At 56.2% G+C, this 16,541-nt stretch carries 11 protein-coding genes and 1 pseudogene; 8 read left to right on the forward strand and 4 right to left on the reverse strand.

The window, feature by feature from the left end:
• Positions 1–40: 40 nt before the first annotated feature.
• Both M0D67_RS40915 and M0D67_RS40920 read right to left on the reverse strand, forming a co-directional pair.
• A complete protein-coding gene (locus tag M0D67_RS40915; RefSeq protein WP_266243313.1) occupies positions 41–613 on the reverse strand; it encodes a DEAD/DEAH box helicase in 573 nt (190 codons plus the stop codon).
• Positions 610–3,942 (reverse strand): STY4851/ECs_5259 family protein, encoded by a 3,333-nt coding sequence (locus M0D67_RS40920; protein WP_266243315.1) that lies wholly within the window; start codon positions 3,940–3,942, stop codon positions 610–612. Before M0D67_RS40920 ends, M0D67_RS40915 begins: the two co-directional genes overlap by 4 nt.
• A gap of 602 nt (positions 3,943–4,544) precedes the next feature.
• Between M0D67_RS40920 and M0D67_RS40925 the strand changes: the two genes are divergently transcribed.
• The 5 genes and pseudogenes from M0D67_RS40925 to M0D67_RS40945 all read left to right on the forward strand — a co-directional run.
• Positions 4,545–5,888 carry an ABC-three component system protein gene (locus M0D67_RS40925; RefSeq protein WP_266243317.1) on the forward strand — a complete coding sequence of 448 codons (1,344 nt, stop codon included), beginning with the start codon at positions 4,545–4,547 and terminating at the stop codon, positions 5,886–5,888.
• Complete coding sequence (locus tag M0D67_RS40930; RefSeq protein ID WP_266243319.1) at positions 5,888–6,376, forward strand: three component ABC system middle component; 489 nt, start codon at positions 5,888–5,890, stop codon at positions 6,374–6,376. The genes M0D67_RS40925 and M0D67_RS40930 overlap by 1 nt, the downstream gene beginning before the upstream one ends.
• 1 nt (position 6,377) lies before the next feature.
• A complete protein-coding gene (locus M0D67_RS40935) occupies positions 6,378–8,378 on the forward strand; it encodes a DUF3732 domain-containing protein (protein ID WP_266243321.1) in 2,001 nt (666 codons plus the stop codon).
• A gap of 158 nt (positions 8,379–8,536) precedes the next feature.
• A complete protein-coding gene (locus tag M0D67_RS40940) occupies positions 8,537–9,148 on the forward strand; it encodes a rhomboid family intramembrane serine protease (RefSeq protein WP_266243323.1) in 612 nt (203 codons plus the stop codon).
• A 163-nt stretch (positions 9,149–9,311) separates the two neighbouring features.
• Positions 9,312–9,533 (forward strand): annotated as a pseudogene (locus M0D67_RS40945) (hypothetical protein); the annotation flags it as partial.
• A 103-nt stretch (positions 9,534–9,636) separates the two neighbouring features.
• Here M0D67_RS40945 and M0D67_RS40950 read toward each other — a convergent pair.
• Positions 9,637–9,861 carry a hypothetical protein gene (locus M0D67_RS40950; protein WP_266243325.1) on the reverse strand — a complete coding sequence of 75 codons (225 nt, stop codon included), beginning with the start codon at positions 9,859–9,861 and terminating at the stop codon, positions 9,637–9,639.
• Between the two features lie 49 nt (positions 9,862–9,910).
• Here M0D67_RS40950 and M0D67_RS40955 point away from each other — a divergent pair, with 49 nt between their 5' ends.
• From M0D67_RS40955 to M0D67_RS40965, 3 genes are read left to right on the forward strand one after another with little or no spacing between them, the layout of a single operon-like run.
• On the forward strand, positions 9,911–11,449 hold the full coding sequence (locus tag M0D67_RS40955) for a class I SAM-dependent DNA methyltransferase (protein WP_266243328.1): 1,539 nt from the start codon (positions 9,911–9,913) through the stop codon (positions 11,447–11,449).
• Complete coding sequence (locus M0D67_RS40960; RefSeq protein ID WP_266243330.1) at positions 11,446–12,612, forward strand: restriction endonuclease subunit S; 1,167 nt, start codon at positions 11,446–11,448, stop codon at positions 12,610–12,612. The genes M0D67_RS40955 and M0D67_RS40960 overlap by 4 nt, the downstream gene beginning before the upstream one ends.
• Positions 12,613–15,978, forward strand: coding sequence for a DEAD/DEAH box helicase family protein (locus tag M0D67_RS40965; RefSeq protein ID WP_266243332.1), 3,366 nt, complete (start codon positions 12,613–12,615; stop codon positions 15,976–15,978).
• 273 nt (positions 15,979–16,251) lie between these two features.
• Here the strand turns inward: M0D67_RS40965 and M0D67_RS40970 are convergent, their stop codons facing one another.
• Entirely contained in the window at positions 16,252–16,452 is a 201-nt protein-coding gene (locus M0D67_RS40970) for a DUF6471 domain-containing protein (protein ID WP_308112634.1), read from the reverse strand.
• Positions 16,453–16,541 lie beyond the last annotated feature (89 nt).

The following is a 16,541-nucleotide window of genomic DNA, read 5'->3' on the forward strand; positions in this document are numbered from 1 at the left end:
TTCGTATCTCTGATTGACGCCGCCGTTTAGTGTCGGCTTCTCACAGCCGTTCACAAAAGCGGATGTCTGAGCCGAATGGCCGCGTCCAGGCGTGGAGGCGTTCGCGCTGCGAATTGATAAGGGCGTTAAGTGGGTAGAGGAAAAGCGCACGTACGCCAACGAGTGACTGTCCTATCTTTGCACGCTCACGGACCAAGTCCTCAAGTATGGGAACCATGAAGCACTCCGTCTTTCCGGAGCCAGTCCCGCTCGTGATAACTGCAGATTTTGGTGTGGGTGCCAGAAGTGTTTCCCATGCCTTCAGCTGATGCACGTAAGGATGCGTGTTCGCTGCGAATCGGTAGGTACCCTCTGCAGTGTGGAGCGTATCGAGCAGCCTTGCTGACAGCAGGTTACCCCTCAGGTCATTCAGCGTTGTCTCCTCGGCTTCCTGCCATCCAAAGGTATGTTCGAAAACGGGCGGTGCCAGAAAGCACCCGTCGGAGCCAAGCTCGCCGTTCATCTGAGTGCCAAGATGGCGTCGCAGATTCTCGTCGTTGATACCGAGAACGCTCAATGTGGCTTCCCGGGTACGACTCAGACTTTGTTCAATCAGGTTGGTAAAGTATTTCATTCGCTTCCTCGGGCTGGTGCCGATGCGAGTAGATAGGAGACCATCATTCCGTGAACTGGGGTATACCAGCTGCTCCGGTCAAAGTCGGACACCATCTTGATGACGAACTTCACATAGGAACGCCTCTCCTTGAGGTCTTCGATATGTGCCATTCCGGCCGTAACATAGGCCATGAATATCGGCAGGTAGGTCACGGCGTCAGAAAATTCGACCATTGACAGGTTGTTTATCTGGTTTGGTAGTGGCTGCTTCCTTATCCATTCTTTGAGCGGAAACCCCAGGTCAGTTGGCCAGCGATTGTTGCCCTCGTGCGTACGGCGCAATTGCTGGTACCAGCCCGGCAGGATGATTTCGACGGGAAGCTTGGGCAGGCTGGTGGGGTCAGCGGTCTCCAGATAGTTGCCGACTTCCTTGAAACCCGACACCACAGCAGGGAGCATGGCCCGGCGATTCTTGAGCAAACTAATCAACAGAACCTCGGGAACACCTTGCCGAACGAGCCACTCGCGAAACCGGGCGTAGGCGGTTGCCCAACCCGGCAGCGGGATGCATTCCCATATCACCGCAAGCTCATCACGGATGCGTTCACAGAATGCTTCGTCGAACTCAAGCCGGAATACAGCAGTTGCGAGTGCTGCCGGGTTACGTGACAGTGCCAGCCACGATTCGAACACGGAGAGGGGAAGATGACGGAAGTGCTGCCGTAGGTCGGCGAGATACTGCCAGCCGCTGTGGTCTAGGTCCGTTGCCATATCGGCAATCTGCCGATTAATGACATCTGGCTGGCTGATGGGATGAAAGACACGCGCTGCGGTGTGGAGCGAACGGATTTCGGCTGGTATGTCGGCGCCGGACGATTGTTCAGGTACGTAGAGTACGGGGCGAAACTGCGTTGATGAACCGGTGGCGGGGTAGATGAGCCATGGTCCGTCGCGGCGCATCGATAGAACCGTCCGAAATCGGCCGGTACCGGCCCCTTCACTGGTCATTTCGGGAATTTCGACGCTCGCTTGTTTCGGGTCGGTGAGGAGCATGGCCTCGACGGCCACCTCCGTATGCAGCGAGCCCCCGGAAGGGTTCGTCAGGCTAAACGTGTCCTTGTCTTCCCATCGAACAGCCCCGTTATAGCGCCGGACGTCGAAGCGCAGGAGTGGCTGATTCGTCTCCACCGTGACGCGCAGATAGGCATCCTGGTCGTCGACCGCGCCGAGCATCTGAAGCATGTCAGCCTGATAGCTGAAGAGACTGAGCAGCGCCGGCGTGTTGCCTGCCCGGACAAAATAGTGGCGGGCACATCGACCTTCACGGCTTGCCAGTTCGAGGCGCAGGCAGAATTCCGTGCCATTCGACGCCGACGTTGCCAGTGCAACGCGAAGGCCCAGAAGCTCTGTAAGGGTGAAGTTGTGCTGAGAAATTGCTGTACCGTCTGAACCCAGTAGCCGGGCGCCCTGGTAGGGGTACGCCAGCCTGAATTGAATCGGGTCACTTCCGGGATTTGTGCGCCCTCGAGTTTCAAGTGTCAGGAACGACGGTGGGTCATTGCCCAATGGTTCCAGCGTGATTGTAGTGTCTTGGTCGACTACCTCAACCCGGCTTTTGATTGTGCTGTCAATGACCTGTAGGTCGAGCGGCCGCGCGTTCTTCAATACAAGGCGGGCGGGCTTACTGGGTGACGCGGGAAAAGCCTGTATCGCGAAACCGGCGGGAACGACACCAAAGCGTCGCTGGAGCAAAACCTCACCGAGCCCAGTTCTCGCGATATAACGGATACCACCCAACGGTTCGCCGCCATTTACTCGTGTGAGCGGCCGACGATTCGCAACCTCCAGGATTCGCGCTTGGGATTCCCCAGCATCGATAGATGTGTCCAGTCTGGGCCAGCCGAGGTACACCACCTGTGGCACCGACACAAAATGCGCCACGTTGCCTTTCAGGGCCAGCTGGCTGGTTTGCTGCTGGGTGGTCCTCAACCGAATTGTGTAGCAGTCGCCCGTGTCCGAAGTGAGCTGCAGGCTATCGGATGTTTCGAGCCAGAGAGTGTTATCTGCACACTTTTGAACGCTGACCGTGCCATCGCACGAATAACTGAATCGCTCCGGAAGATGTACGCGGACGCGGCCGCTGGTGGTTGAACACGACGCGCTGGCGATGAACCACCATTCATCGCCCCTGCATTCGAAAACAAGGGGAAGTTCCTGCTCGTCGAGCGCGCCTTGCTCAAAGCGAACAGTGTAGGCGGACCGGCCGTTTGCTAGCAGCCGCAGCGTGAGTTCGTCACACGGCCGCGAGCGGTCAATTGATATCTGGGTGCGAAGGAAGCGTACCGACAGCCCAGGCTGGCCACCGCTTTGGTGGCCATACGCCGTGCCGGCCCTTGCAAGGAGCCGGTCGCCCTCGAAAAAGGCCAGTTCGTAGCGTGTCGTATTGGCGACAAGTGAATCGACAAGGAACTGCGCATCGCACGGAATTGTCACCTCGGTGCGGATGCGCCAACCATGCGGCTGTTCGACTAGGCGGTGGGCACACGAGAATGCTCCAACCTCTGCGCGCTCAGCCTCGCGTTCGGCCCGGCGACGGCTCGCGTCGCGGAGCCACTCGCTAATCAGGCGGCGTGCGTTGTCCTCGTCCAGAGGCAGCGGAAAATCCCGCCACCAGTGCGGGGTGACCTCGTCCAGATATTGCGCGGGGTCGGTTTTTCCACGGAGCTCATATTGCGTGGCCAGAAACATCAGCTGCTCGACAATACCGGCGAGCAGTTGCCGCGTCTCAAGTGTGCGGAAGGTCTGTGGAAGCTCTTGCTCGAAGTCAGCCAGCACATCGGCAGTCGTGCGCAGTCCGCCTTCCGTCCGGTAATAATACTTGAGGCCCTTTCGAACCACGCGGCCAAAACCATGGGAGTCGCTTTGCACCAGTGGCCATGGGAGTCCGCCCTCCGTGAATAGGGAGCCGAGGAGGTTATCTCTGCCATTCAGGTATTGTCGAATCGGGCGTTTCCAGTAGTGAATGAGCCCCTGTCGCACCAGTTCGCCGTGCTGCTGAGGCGTGAACTTGCAGTTGAGACGGTTTTCGAAACGGGCCCACGCCCATCCGCCGTCTTTCGCGTCGTACTCACGCCGAAAACTTTCGGCCACAAACAGGCAAAATGCTCCTGCCCAAGAAAGGCCGTACGTTTGGTGGATGGCATGCATTCGGTGGTCGCGCAGGATTTGCTCAAGCTCGCGATACTCGCCAGGCGTGACCTGATAGCGGTATAACGGCAAGCCAGGTGGTTCCCTGAAAACGTCCCGAATGAACAGAAATTCCGTCAGCCACGCTCGAATCGGTGACATCACTCTCGGTACCTGCGACATACCCTCGCCCCCTCATTTCCTCACGCTTTTTTGGTCGTGAAAACCAAATATGCGGATGTAGTCTTTCTCTCAGGCCGCAAGCAGCGTTTTGCACGTTACGCTGCGGTGGATTTCCCGCATGCAGCACGCATCCTGCGACAGTTCATAGCGGCAAATGCCCGCGGCATCGGCGTAAACCAGGAACTTCATTCGCGAATATTGTACGACGCGTCTTGCCAGTGGCGCACAGGTATCCCGTGCGTTCGTAGCGGCTACGTCTGCCACGGTACTGCCACAGGTATAGCGCTAGCGTCTCTTGGGCTTGCAGGTCCTCGATGACACCAAGGACCTGACCACTGTATTACGGCGGCTCAATTCCACCTCTTTAGGCAGATGCTCATCGTCCGGCCCATTTGCTCAATATACGGGGTGCTGGAGTGATGGCCTGTTCGCGCGGACCTATTCAATTCGCATGGAATGGTCTGGCCACCATATGAACGACCGCGGGTACCCGCAGCGACTAGCCTATGAACTGTTGATTTATACAGTATTTCCGGGGTCGCCGATTTGAGGGAGACTACAGAGTCCCATCGGGAAAGCGTATGAACGAGCGAGACCAAAAACCAGAAGTAGAAAAGCCAATCAATACCAATGCGGCGCCGACCATCGTCGCCTTCACGTTCCAGTTTGAGCGCGCACTGTATTCGCTGTTCTCGGGCCACGCGAAGCGGACCTTGGTCGGCATCGAGACGCTCGATGACGTGGCGGAATTGACGTGGAGCGCCGATGGCACAGTGGCTGCGCGGCTTGAGCAGGATGCGAACACAGTCCAATCCGCAGGCCATCCTTTTCAGGACAGCAGCTATAAGCTTTGGCACACGCTTCGCGTTTGGTTGAGCCATGTCAAAGTGCTTCGAGAAAAGTACGTCGAAGTGCGATTTTGCCTGGTCACAAATGCGAGCGTTCCCGAGAACGCCTTGGCGCGCATGTTTTCAGATGCGAAGACTGACGCGGAAATAGCCGCCGCTGTATCCGCGCTGCGCGCCCAGGCACAGGTCATCGTGGCGAAGGAACCGGACGCGTCGACAGAGAAGCCCACAGGGAAAGCAAAATCTGCGACCAAAGCGAAGTCGTCGGCGAAGAAAAGCTCGTCGGCGAAGTCAGAGGCAGAAGCAGTTCTCAAACACGATGACGATGATTTGAGCTACCTCGTTCGTGGGCTTGAATTACTGGACAACGGCGGGACCAGTTCAGTCTTTCAACCACGGGAAGCGACCATTGAGCGTTTCCAATTGGCATCCGCGCTTGTCCAGCAGGGTGAAGAAATCTACCGATACCTTCTCGGCATGGCTGTCGATACGTGCCGCCAGTCCTGGGCGGACGGGGAGACCGTTTGGTTGTCTCCGCAGGTATTTAGGGACCATCTCCACAATGAGCGGGACCGCAGATTTCTCTATAAGTACCTAGACCGTCCGATGGTACACGTTGATTTCAAGAATCTGGTCGCCCAAGGTGGCCGTGAATTCTTCTTCCTGAAGCAACTCTCTCGTCTCGATATTCCGGCGCGAATCATTGACCGACATTTAGGAAAATACTGGGCCTTCTATGCCGAGCGCGTCCGGCTCGAGAAGGAGGGTTTCAATCAGGTCGACTGGGAGGCGCGCGAGGACAAGCTTCACCAGCGATGGCAAGACTGCCGCGACAATGCCGAGATGGAACTGATGACGCGACAGGACAGCACGCCAGAAAAAGTCGGCGTGCTAACGCTCACGAAAACTTTGGACGAGAACTTCAAAGCCGCGCTTGGACGGTACGAAACTGGCAACTCTTACTTCACGCACGGACACTATCATCAAATGGCAAATAAGCCGGACGACCGCTATTTTGTCTATTGGCATCCAGCATACGGTGCCGAGAAGGACTCTGGCAAAGAGGGGGAATCCTGATGCCAGGCTATGCCGACCGCTCGCTCATCCACAACAGTGCACTAGCATGCTTCCTTTTGGTGAGCTTTACCAAGGAATATCAGGCCCGCAGTGATAACGCGCGCCATCCCTCCTTTGAGAAGCTGCTGCTCGTCCTACCCCTCATTTGGCACGGGGCGAGCCGCCGAGGCATCTGCAATCGAAACTTCGCGACGCCGATGCATTCAGTCATCGCCGATGAACCTCGTATCACCGAGCGTCTCGCTGATAGGGTTGCGGCCCACGCCGCTGTGTCGTCGCAGGGGCTCAATATCGCCTGCGCGACCGGTCTTCTTGTCAAGCGCTTCGATGGAGACGAGAGGGGGTTCGCATTTCGCCCTCCACGGTGGCCACCGGGAAGTAGTCCAACGAGCATCGATAGCGAGATGTCAGGAACCGTGCTACGCCTCGCGAACTGGTTCAAGGACGTCACCACAGCAGAACTCTTCGCAATACTCGGCCTTCATTGATATGCAATTTTTCATTTCAGAGCTGATTCTTTGGCCTAAAAATCAACGCTTCAAGATTCGAACGCTCGAGTTCGCGGAAGACAAGGTCAATGTTATCCACGGACGCAGTCGAACGGGTAAGTCGTCCATTATTGCCATCATTGATTACTGTCTTGGGTCCAAGCGATGCACTATTCCCGTTGGCGAAATCCGTCAGAAGACTGATTGGTTCGGCCTCAAGGTGAGAATTCGTGACACATGGGTTCTGATTGGACGTCGTACACCACCAAGTAGTTTTGGGAGCGGTGAGTTCTTCTTCTTAACGTTGGATAGGCCTGATGCGCCCATACCAACTCGCATCGAAGCGACGCACACGCACAGTCAATACAAGGACGCGTTCAACAGGATTGCGCGCGTTACCAACATGTCACTGGTCGACGATGAGGACGCTGAAAACGCGGAGAATCGGCCATCCTATCGAGACTTGGCCGCGTTCAACTTCCTTCCGCAGCATATTGTCGCCAACCCAAATGTCCTGTTCTACAAGACCGACTCGTACGAACATAAGGACAAGCTCAAGCGCGTCTTGCCGTACGCACTCGGCATTGTCGATGCGGCGTATCTGCAGAAGGCGCGTGAGCGTACGCGTCTCATGAAGAATCTCGAAACCCTTCATAAAGTGCAGCAGTCTCGTGAGATTGCGTTCGCATCGTGGCAAGTTGAAGTCAGGACGCTATGGAACGAGTCGGTCGAGCTGGGATTAGCAGATGACCGTGACGGTATGTCCCTTGAAGCCTGCGTTCTTTCTCTGAAAGCATTGAACGGCTCATACGTCGAAGGGCGTCTCGCGCAGCGCCTCAGAGCGCCGCAATACGGATTTTCAAACCAGCTATTCAGGGACGCGACGGAGCAGGAGGAGAAGGCTCAGAGAAAGGTCGATGACCTGGTGCAGGAGCTGCGTGACTACCAAGGGCTGTCAGACCGGGCGAAAAAGCTGTCGAGCGCAGTGGAGGAGGAGGTGATTCGAGTAGTGAACCTCGACTGGCTCCAGCGCAGCTTGGTTCGAGACCAGACGTGTGTGGTCTGTGGCTCAGCGAGCAATCACAACCATGATGTATTAAATGGTCTTGAGGAAAGGCTTGATGACGTGACTCGACTCTCAGCAGCGCTTCTCGAAGGGCCGATTGTTGACAGGCAGTTGGCAGCCCTCGACAAAAGCCTCTCCGACGCGGAAGACGAACTCCACATCGCGCGAATGTACAGGCTGAGCTTTGAGCCCAAAGCGGCGCTGCCGATGGAATCGTTGGGACGAGCGTATGTGCTGCTCGGAAAATTGCAGGCTCTTCTTAGGGCCTTGGCGACGCTGGATGGTGACGACGACTTAGGGGAGCGTATTCGTGATATTGAGGAGAAGCTTGCTCAACTGGAGGGATATTTCCAGAACTGCGGTCGCGAGCAACGTGAAGCGCAGGTCGCAGAGCAACTGGATGAACTCATCCGAGGATACGCGAAATGGTTTGAACTCACGTCGAAAGGAGTCATTGAACTCGACCAGCAGGAGCTGACGTTAAGCTTCTCCAAAGTGAAAGGCGGCCGGAAGGACTTCCTCTGGGAGATTGGGAGCGGTGCAAATTGGATGGCGTACCATGTGTCGACATTCCTTGCTCTGCACGAGTACTTCACGGAACCAGAGCGTGTTAATGGTCCGGTTTTCAGCTTCCTCGCAATTGACCAGCCGAGCCAAGTCTTCTTCCCAAGCGCGAGTTCCGGTGAAAATCAGCTCGACGGACACGAATGGCAAGCCGAAGGCTTGCGTGGCACCAGAGATGCGGACATCACCGACACACGGAACATCTTCAAAGCGTTGTCACGAGGAATCGAGCGTGCAAAATTCCAATACCAAATCATTGTCGTTGAGCACGCGGACAAGTCGATTTGGGGTGAAGTGAAGCACATGAATCCAGTTGCCGCGTGGAAGAGCAAGGGGGACGGTCTCATTCCGCGCGAGTGGTTTGGTCGGTAAAGCCATCAATCAAAAACTTCCTCCGGTCTTTGGCACCGGCAAACCACGCCGGAGCACTTTAGGTCGCACCAGCCGTGGGGCACGGTAAAGTGTCGGCTGTGAGGCCCGCCGACGTAGTTGCCGATTACCCGCCGATACCACCCCCTGGAGAATCGGACATGTCGCAACCCGGTGTTTTAACCGCCTCATCGCGAGTCGCTGGTTCTTTCGTCGACCAGCTCGAGGCCCGGGTTGCACTGCTCGCCCTTCTCGTCGGTTCGATGTGGGCGGTATTCTTTCTGTCGATTTCGATGCCTTTCCTGCATCTGAACCGTCACGGCGTTGTTCCTCGCACGCTGGGCGGCCTGCAGGGCATCCTGTTCGCGCCGTGGCTGCACGCTGGGCTCTGCCACATTGCGGCCAACACGGGCGGATTGCTGGTGCTCGGCTGGTTCACGATGTGGCCGCGCATCGCAAATTTTTGGCAGGCAACCGTCGGCGCCATCCTCGGCGCAGGATTTTGTGCATGGCTGCTGGGGGCGCCTAATTCTGTGCACATCGGCGCGAGCGGCGTGGTGTTCGGATACGCCGGATATCTCGTCGCATGCAGCTTCTACACGCGAGGCATCCTCCCGATGCTCGTCGCCCTGTTCGTGGCAAGCAGCTACGGACTGAGCATGCTGTTCGGCGTGTTGCCCCTCTATCCGGGCGTGTCGTGGCAAAGCCATCTCGGTGGCGCAATTGGCGGCATCATCACCGCTCGACTGCCGCGACAAAGCCTGCGCGCCTAGAGGTATAACGATGCCTTCTCATTGTGGACGAGACATCGAGAGTATCCACCGCGCAAAAACGCAGTCGAAAGGCCCATCAGTAGCCCCACCGGCAACGAGTTACATCAACCGGCACAAATGGCGCTGTCTCGGTGCGCGCCATCATCAGACTGGGTGACACGGCCAACTGGACCGTCATGACCTGCAGGTGCTTGCCGCGGCGAACGCGCTTTCGTCGCTTGCCGGCAATCGGCGCGAAGCTTTGTGGCAGTCAGTCGCCTCCGTGCCTGACAAAGACATGCTGTCGGTTGCGGAGGTTGACGACGAAACACCAGAGCTGGGTACGCCTTCCGAAGCGGAAGATATTGTTGGTGACTACCGGTCGACGGGACTAACACTTGGAAAACAGGCGTTTACGTCAATCAAAAAAATAGCTGTTTTCTCCGTAAGCGCAGGGAGTAGCAGTCACCCGAAGCGGCCTTGAAGGCAACTTTCACGTTGTGACCACGTCACGCAATCCGCGCACGATTCAAGCCCGGGTAAAATTGCATGATTTCCGTTTCTTGTGAAAAATGTGGCACTTGGACGGACTGAGGGCTCAGGAGCGTCGCGTCCTGATTGCCAAGGCCTCCCGAGCCGTTCTTCACGAGAGCTTCGCTCATAATGAATATCGCGATTTGGCCAACGGTGTCGCTCGACATATTGCGACAACCGTCGTCCGAGCTTGTTTTCATGCCACTCCTCGCGGCACCTTGCCGCTAGTATCAAACACTGCGACCCGACATGCTGACAGGTGAACTGCGTAGTCAAATTGATGCCATATGGAATTCGTTCTGGTCCGGCGGCATCTCCAATCCTCTTGAGGTGATGGAGCAAATCACCTATTTACTCTTCCTGCGTCGTCTGGACGACCTGCATACCCTCGAAGAAAACAAAGCCGTGCGCTTGGGCAAGCCGATTGAACGTCGTATCTTCCCGGTGGGCCGTGACGCCAAGGGCCGGGATTACAACGACTTCCGCTGGTCACGCTTTAAGAATCTCGCCCCGGCGGAAATGTTTGCCGTGGTCGGAGAGCATGTCTTTCCGTTCCTGCGCAGCATGGGGGGCGATGGCTCCACCTACACGCACCACATGAAGGATGCGCGGTTCACTGTCCCCACTCCAGGCTTGCTGGCGAAAGTGGTAGATATGCTGGACCACGTACCGATGGAGGACCGCGATACCAAAGGCGACCTCTACGAATACATGTTGAGCAAGATTGCCAGCGCCGGGCAGAACGGCCAATTTCGTACCCCACGCCACATTATTCAGCTCATGGTGGAGTTGACCGCACCGAACGCAAAGGACATCATCTGCGACCCGGCCAGCGGCACCTGTGGCTTCCTAGTTGCCGCCGGTGAATATCTGCGTGAAAAGCACCCGGAAATTCTGCGTCATGCGCGAACTCGCGAACATTTCCACCGTGGGATGTTTCACGGCTATGACTTTGATAACACGATGCTGCGTATTGGCAGCATGAACATGCTCCTGCACGGCGTCGAGAGCCCAGATATCCGGTACAAGGACTCGCTTGCGCAGGACCATGTCGGTGACGACGAAAAATATTCCCTTATCCTCGCCAACCCACCGTTCGCCGGGTCATTGGACTATGAGAACACCGCCAACGACCTGCTGGCCATCGTAAAGACCAAAAAGACAGAACTCCTGTTCCTTGCCTTGTTCCTGCGCCTGCTGAAGCCTGGTGGCCGAGCGGCAGTCATCGTGCCGGACGGGGTGCTGTTCGGTTCGTCCAAGGCACACAAGGAATTGCGCCGCGTGATTGTCGAGGAACAGAAGCTGGATGCGGTCATCTCCCTGCCCTCCGGCGCGTTCAAGCCATATGCCGGCGTATCCACTGCTATCCTGATTTTTACCAAGACCAATTCTGGCGGCACCGACCAGGTCTGGTTCTATGACATGCTTGCGGATGGTTTGAGCCTTGACGACAAACGCCAGGCGTTGCTGCCGGACGACAAGCTCGGGGTAACGCCTTCTCAAGCCCTCACTGAAACTGAACACGCCAAAAACAACCTACCAGATGTGCTTTCCCGTTGGAGGGGGCGAGAAACGTCGGAGCGCGAGCGTGCTCGCACTGCTCAGAGTTTCTGTGTACCGAGGTCCGACATCGCCTCAAATGGCTACGACCTTTCCATCAACCGCTATAAGGAAGTGGTGCATGAGGCGATTGACCATGTATCGCCGAAGGATATTCTTGCCAGTCTGGCCGAGCTGGAAGCTGAAATTCAAGCAGGGATGAAAGAGCTCAAGGGGATGCTTGGATGAGCGAGACGTCATGCATTGCTCTCAGCGAGATTATGGCCACCAAAGCAGGCTCCGTAGACCCAGCAAAATTTCCTGACGAAGTTTTCGATTTGTATAGCATCCCAGCGTTTGACAAAGGGCAGCCGGAGGTTGTCGCCGGCTCAAGCATTGGGTCGGCAAAGCAAATTGTCCGGCCGGGAGATGTGTTGCTCTCTAAAATCGTTCCCCACATTCGCCGGTCGTGGGTTGTAGGCAGCGACAAAGGACGCAGACTAATTGCCTCAGGTGAATGGATTGTTTTTCGTAGCGAAAGGATAAATGCAGCGTATCTACGCCACGTCTTGGTAAGCAATCCCTTTCATGCGCAGTTTATGCAGACCGTGTCGGGGGTTGGCGGTTCTTTGCTGAGGGCCAGGCCGACTGAAGTAGCAAAAATTCCTGTCCCTCTCCCGCGCCTCGCCGAGCAACGCCGCATCGCCGCTATTCTGGACCACGCCGATACGCTCAGAGCTAGGCGCAGGGAAGCGTTGAGGCAACTGGATAGCCTCACGCAGGCGATTTTCATAGATATGTTTGGAGACTCGTCCAACAACCGCACCGGAGTCAGGTGTGTCCGTTTGTCTGAAGTAACGTCAAGAATCACAGACGGAACTCACTTGACGCCTAAGTTCATCAGTGCGGGAGTGCCGTTTATCTTTGTGAAGAATTTTAAAAACGGCCAGATTGACTTCCGAACTGATAAATTCATTTCAGAAGAAGAACATGCGGCGCTCTATCGGCGGTGCCCCGTTGAGCAGGGTGACGTCCTCTACACCACGGTCGGTGCGACATATGGACAAGCTGTAGCTATTGGTACCTTTACAAAATTTGCTTTTCAGCGTCATGTGGCACATTTGAAGCCCGATGCAAGAAAAGTTCTCCCAGAGTTTCTTGCCGTAGTGATGCAGCTTCCATTTGTAAAGAGACAAGCTGACCGTTGGGCTAGAGGTGCAGCGCAGCCGACAATCAACCTAACAGAGCTTCGGCAGTTTGAAATTCCCTTGCCAACCATACCAATGCAGCGCGAGTTTGCTAATCGGGTAGCGGTAGTAGATAAACTGAAAGCTGCATACAAAGTATCGATAGCTGAGCTCGACGAGCTCTTCGCCTCCCTTCAGCACCTCGCCTTCCGTGGAGCACTCTAAGTGAGCAACTTTGCTTTCCTCCGAAACGAGTGGTCATTGCTTTTTGAGTCCGCCGTGAAAGCGGAAGGCATGGTGAATGCAGATGCACGAACTTCGTGCTTCTACGCCCGACGCACCTTGGAACTGACGGTCGCGTGGCTCTATAAGCACGACAAGTCGTTCCGATTGCCGTATCAGGACCATCTAAGCGCGCTCATCCATGAACCGAGCTTTCGGCAGGTGGTCGGCGATGCTCTGTTCACCAAAACGAAGCTCATCAAGGACCTCGGCAACTTTGCAGTCCACAGCACACGCAAGGTATTGCCGACGGATGCGCTGACGGCGACGCGCGAACTGTTTCACGTCTGCTACTGGCTGGCTCGCACCTACGGACAGCAATCGCGGCCAGACCCAGGCCTGCGTTTCTCTCCCGATTTGTTACCGAAGGCGTCTGCCGCTGCGCCGCAGACGCTGGACCAACTTCAGAAGCTCGAAGCCCAACTGCATGAGCGCGACGAAAAGCTTTCCGCTCTGCTGTCCGACAAAGCAGCGCTCGATGAAGAACTAAAAAAGCTGCGCGAAGAGTTCGCCACCGCCAAAAAGGCGAACTCTACCCAGCCCGATACCCACGACTACTCCGAAGCCGAAACTCGCGACTACTTCATCGACCTGCTGCTGAAAGAAGCGGGTTGGGAGCTGAACGAGACGAAGAATTTCGAAATTGAAGTCACGGGCATGCCCAACGCAGAAGGCCAAGGTTATGTTGACTATGTCCTTTGGGGCGATGACGGCAAACCGTTGGCGCTGGTGGAGGCCAAGCGTACCAGGAAGGACGCCACGGTCGGACAACAGCAGGCCAAGCTCTACGCAGACTGCCTTGAACAGATGTACGGCCAGCGCCCCATCATCTTCTACTCCAACGGCTACGAGCATTGGCTGTGGGACGATGTGAGTTATCCACCTCGAGCGGTTCAAGGCTTTTTCAAGAAACCGGAGTTGGAACTTCTGATTCAGCGCCGGCTGAGCCGCAAGACGTTGACCGATGCGGTTATCAACGCGGACATCATTGAGCGCTACTATCAGTCTCGTGCAGTACGGCGAATTAGCGAATCCTTCGAGACGGAGAGGCAGCGCAAGGCGCTGGTGGTGATGGCAACCGGCGCGGGCAAGACACGGACCGTTATCGCGCTGGCCGACCTGTTGATGCGTTCCAATTGGGTCAAGCGGGTATTGTTCCTTGCCGACCGCGTGGCGCTTGTCAATCAGGCAGTGAAAGCTTTCAAGATGTATTTGCCAGACTCATCTCCGGTCAATCTCGTTACGGAGAAAGACGCGGAGGGCCGGGTGTTCGTGTCGACATATCCCACTATGATGGGTCTGATAGATGACGCCAGTGACGGACACCGCCGCTTCGGAGTCGGGCATTTTGACCTTGTCATCATCGACGAGGCTCACCGCTCGGTGTATCAGAAATACCGCACCATCTTCGAATACTTCGACTCATTGCTGGTTGGATTGACTGCAACGCCCAAGGACGAAATTGACCACAACACGTACGGTCTATTCGACTTGGAGGCAGGTGTCCCGACCGATGCATACGCTCTCGACGCCGCCGTGGCTGACGAATACCTGGTGCCTCCCAAGGCGGTCTCTGTGCCGCTGAAGTTCCAGCGCGACGGCATCAAGTACATCGACCTTTCCGACGACGAGCAGGAGCAATGGGATGCCTTGGAATGGAACGAGGACGGCACCACGCCCGACACCGTCGATGCCGCCGCGCTCAACAAGTGGCTGTTCAATATTGACACCGTGGACAAGGTTCTGGTGCACCTGATGACCAAGGGGCAGAAGGTTGCAGGCGGCGACCGGCTTGGCAAAACTATCATTTTCGCCAAGAACAGCGACCACGCCGAGTTCATCGCCACCCGCTTCAATGCGAACTACCCCCACTACAAGGGGCATTTTGCCCGTGTAGTGACTTACAAAACCGAGTATGCGCAGACGTTGATTGAGGATTTCTCGAACAAGGAGAAGCCGCCGCATATCGCCATTTCGGTCGACATGCTAGACACCGGCATCGACGTGCCCGAGGTCGTAAACCTTGTGTTCTTCAAGGTCGTACGCTCGCGGACCAAGTTCTGGCAGATGGTAGGGCGTGGGACCCGTCTGTGCCTAGACCTGTTCGCCCCCGGAGAACACAAACAATTCTTCTATCTGTTCGACTACTGCCAGAATCTCGAATTTTTCAGCGAGAACCCTGAGCAATCGGAAGGCTCGGTCAGCGAACCCTTGGGTACCCGGTTGTTCAAGGCGCGACTGCAACTGATTGGGGAGCTCGAAGAACGAAAGGAGGTGAGTGACCACGACGAACAGCAGGTGAGTGCCGAGACTCGCAGCCTCCTGCATGCGCAAGTGGCCGCCATGAATCTCGACAACTTCGTCGTCCGACCGCAGCGCAGGCTGGTGGAGAAATTCGCCAAACCTGAACCGTGGCATTCGCTTGGCAGCGACGATTTTGGCGAGCTGGCGGAAAATGTGGCCGGCCTCCCCACTGAACTAGTCGATGAGGACGAGGAAGCCAAGCGTTTCGACCTGTTGGTGCTGAGAACCCAGCTCGCCATCCTGCAGGCCAAGCCTGACTTCACTGGATTGAGGGAGCAGATACGCGCCATTGCCAGTACGCTCGAAGAGCAAGACACCATTCCAGCCATCAAGGCGCAGATGATATTGATTCAGTCGATTACGGGTGACGAATGGTGGAACGACGTCACGATTCCCATGCTGGAAACAGCCCGGAAGAAGCTCCGTTCGCTGGTCAAGCTGATTGAGAAGGTGAAACGGAAAATCGTCTACACGAACTTTGCAGACGAACTTGGATTCGAAACTCCGGTTGAACTACCGGAAATAGTCGCCGGCATGAATCTGGCGAAATTTCGTGACAAAGCCAGGCAGTTCCTGAAGGCCCATGAAAGCCACGTTTCGCTGCAGCGCCTGCGCCGGAATCAAGCCTTGACGCCCACCGACCTTGCTGAACTCGAACGTATGCTTATTGAGGCAGGTGGTTCGCAGGAAATCATCGACAAGGCCAAGGAACAGAGCCGAGGCTTGGGTATATTCATTCGCTCACTGGTTGGGTTGGACCGGGAAGCTGCCACGGAGGCGTTCAGCGAGTTCATTTCGGGTACCTCGGCGAGCGCCAACCAGATTGAGTTCATCGACCTGGTGGTGCAGTACCTGACTGAGAACGGTGTAATGGAGCCAGACCGCCTCTATGAGTCGCCATTTACCGATATTAGCCCCAAGGGTCCAGATGGACTGTTTCCGTCGGCAAAGGTCGACCAGATGGTTAAGGTGCTTGCAGAGATTCAACATACAGCCGCGGCATAGAGAGCATGTATTTGCTGCCCGGGCGAAAGTCATCAATGTCACAGACAACTAGCGAGCGGCAGTAGTCATCCAGCTTGAAAATCTCCCAACCATTGCCTACGTTGGTAAACCCAAGCCGGTGCAATGCCGGCACGCAGTACCAGGAATGAGCCTTTATTCGTCGCGTTGACCGCCCGCCAGGTCAGGCCCCCATTTTATGAGAGGGTACGGCGGGAGCAGGCGATGAAACAGGTCTGGCTGCGGGCGAGTTTGGCGACGTGGGTAATCAGTCACCTATCCCTCTTTGTTTTGCCCTTGTTTGAACTGGTGGAGCGCGATGTTCTCCACGCCCATGACACGCAGACAGGCGATGAGGAAGGCTGCCGAGAACCGCTTGCGATTGATTTTGCGGTTGAGCTGGTCTGGCGACTCGTAGACGCCCAGATTCTCGAGCATCCGCGAAAGCTGTTTGTAGCGAATGTCACGCCGCATCATCTCTTCCTCTATCAACCCCTTCGCTTCTTCTTCCGTAAGCGCTAGTTAAAGCACACCGGATTGTCAGATGCGTCGGAGAACAGGGGTTC

Source organism: Paraburkholderia sp. SECH4, from assembly GCF_030511745.1.
Taxonomy (GTDB): Bacteria; Pseudomonadota; Gammaproteobacteria; order Burkholderiales; family Burkholderiaceae; genus Paraburkholderia; species Paraburkholderia madseniana.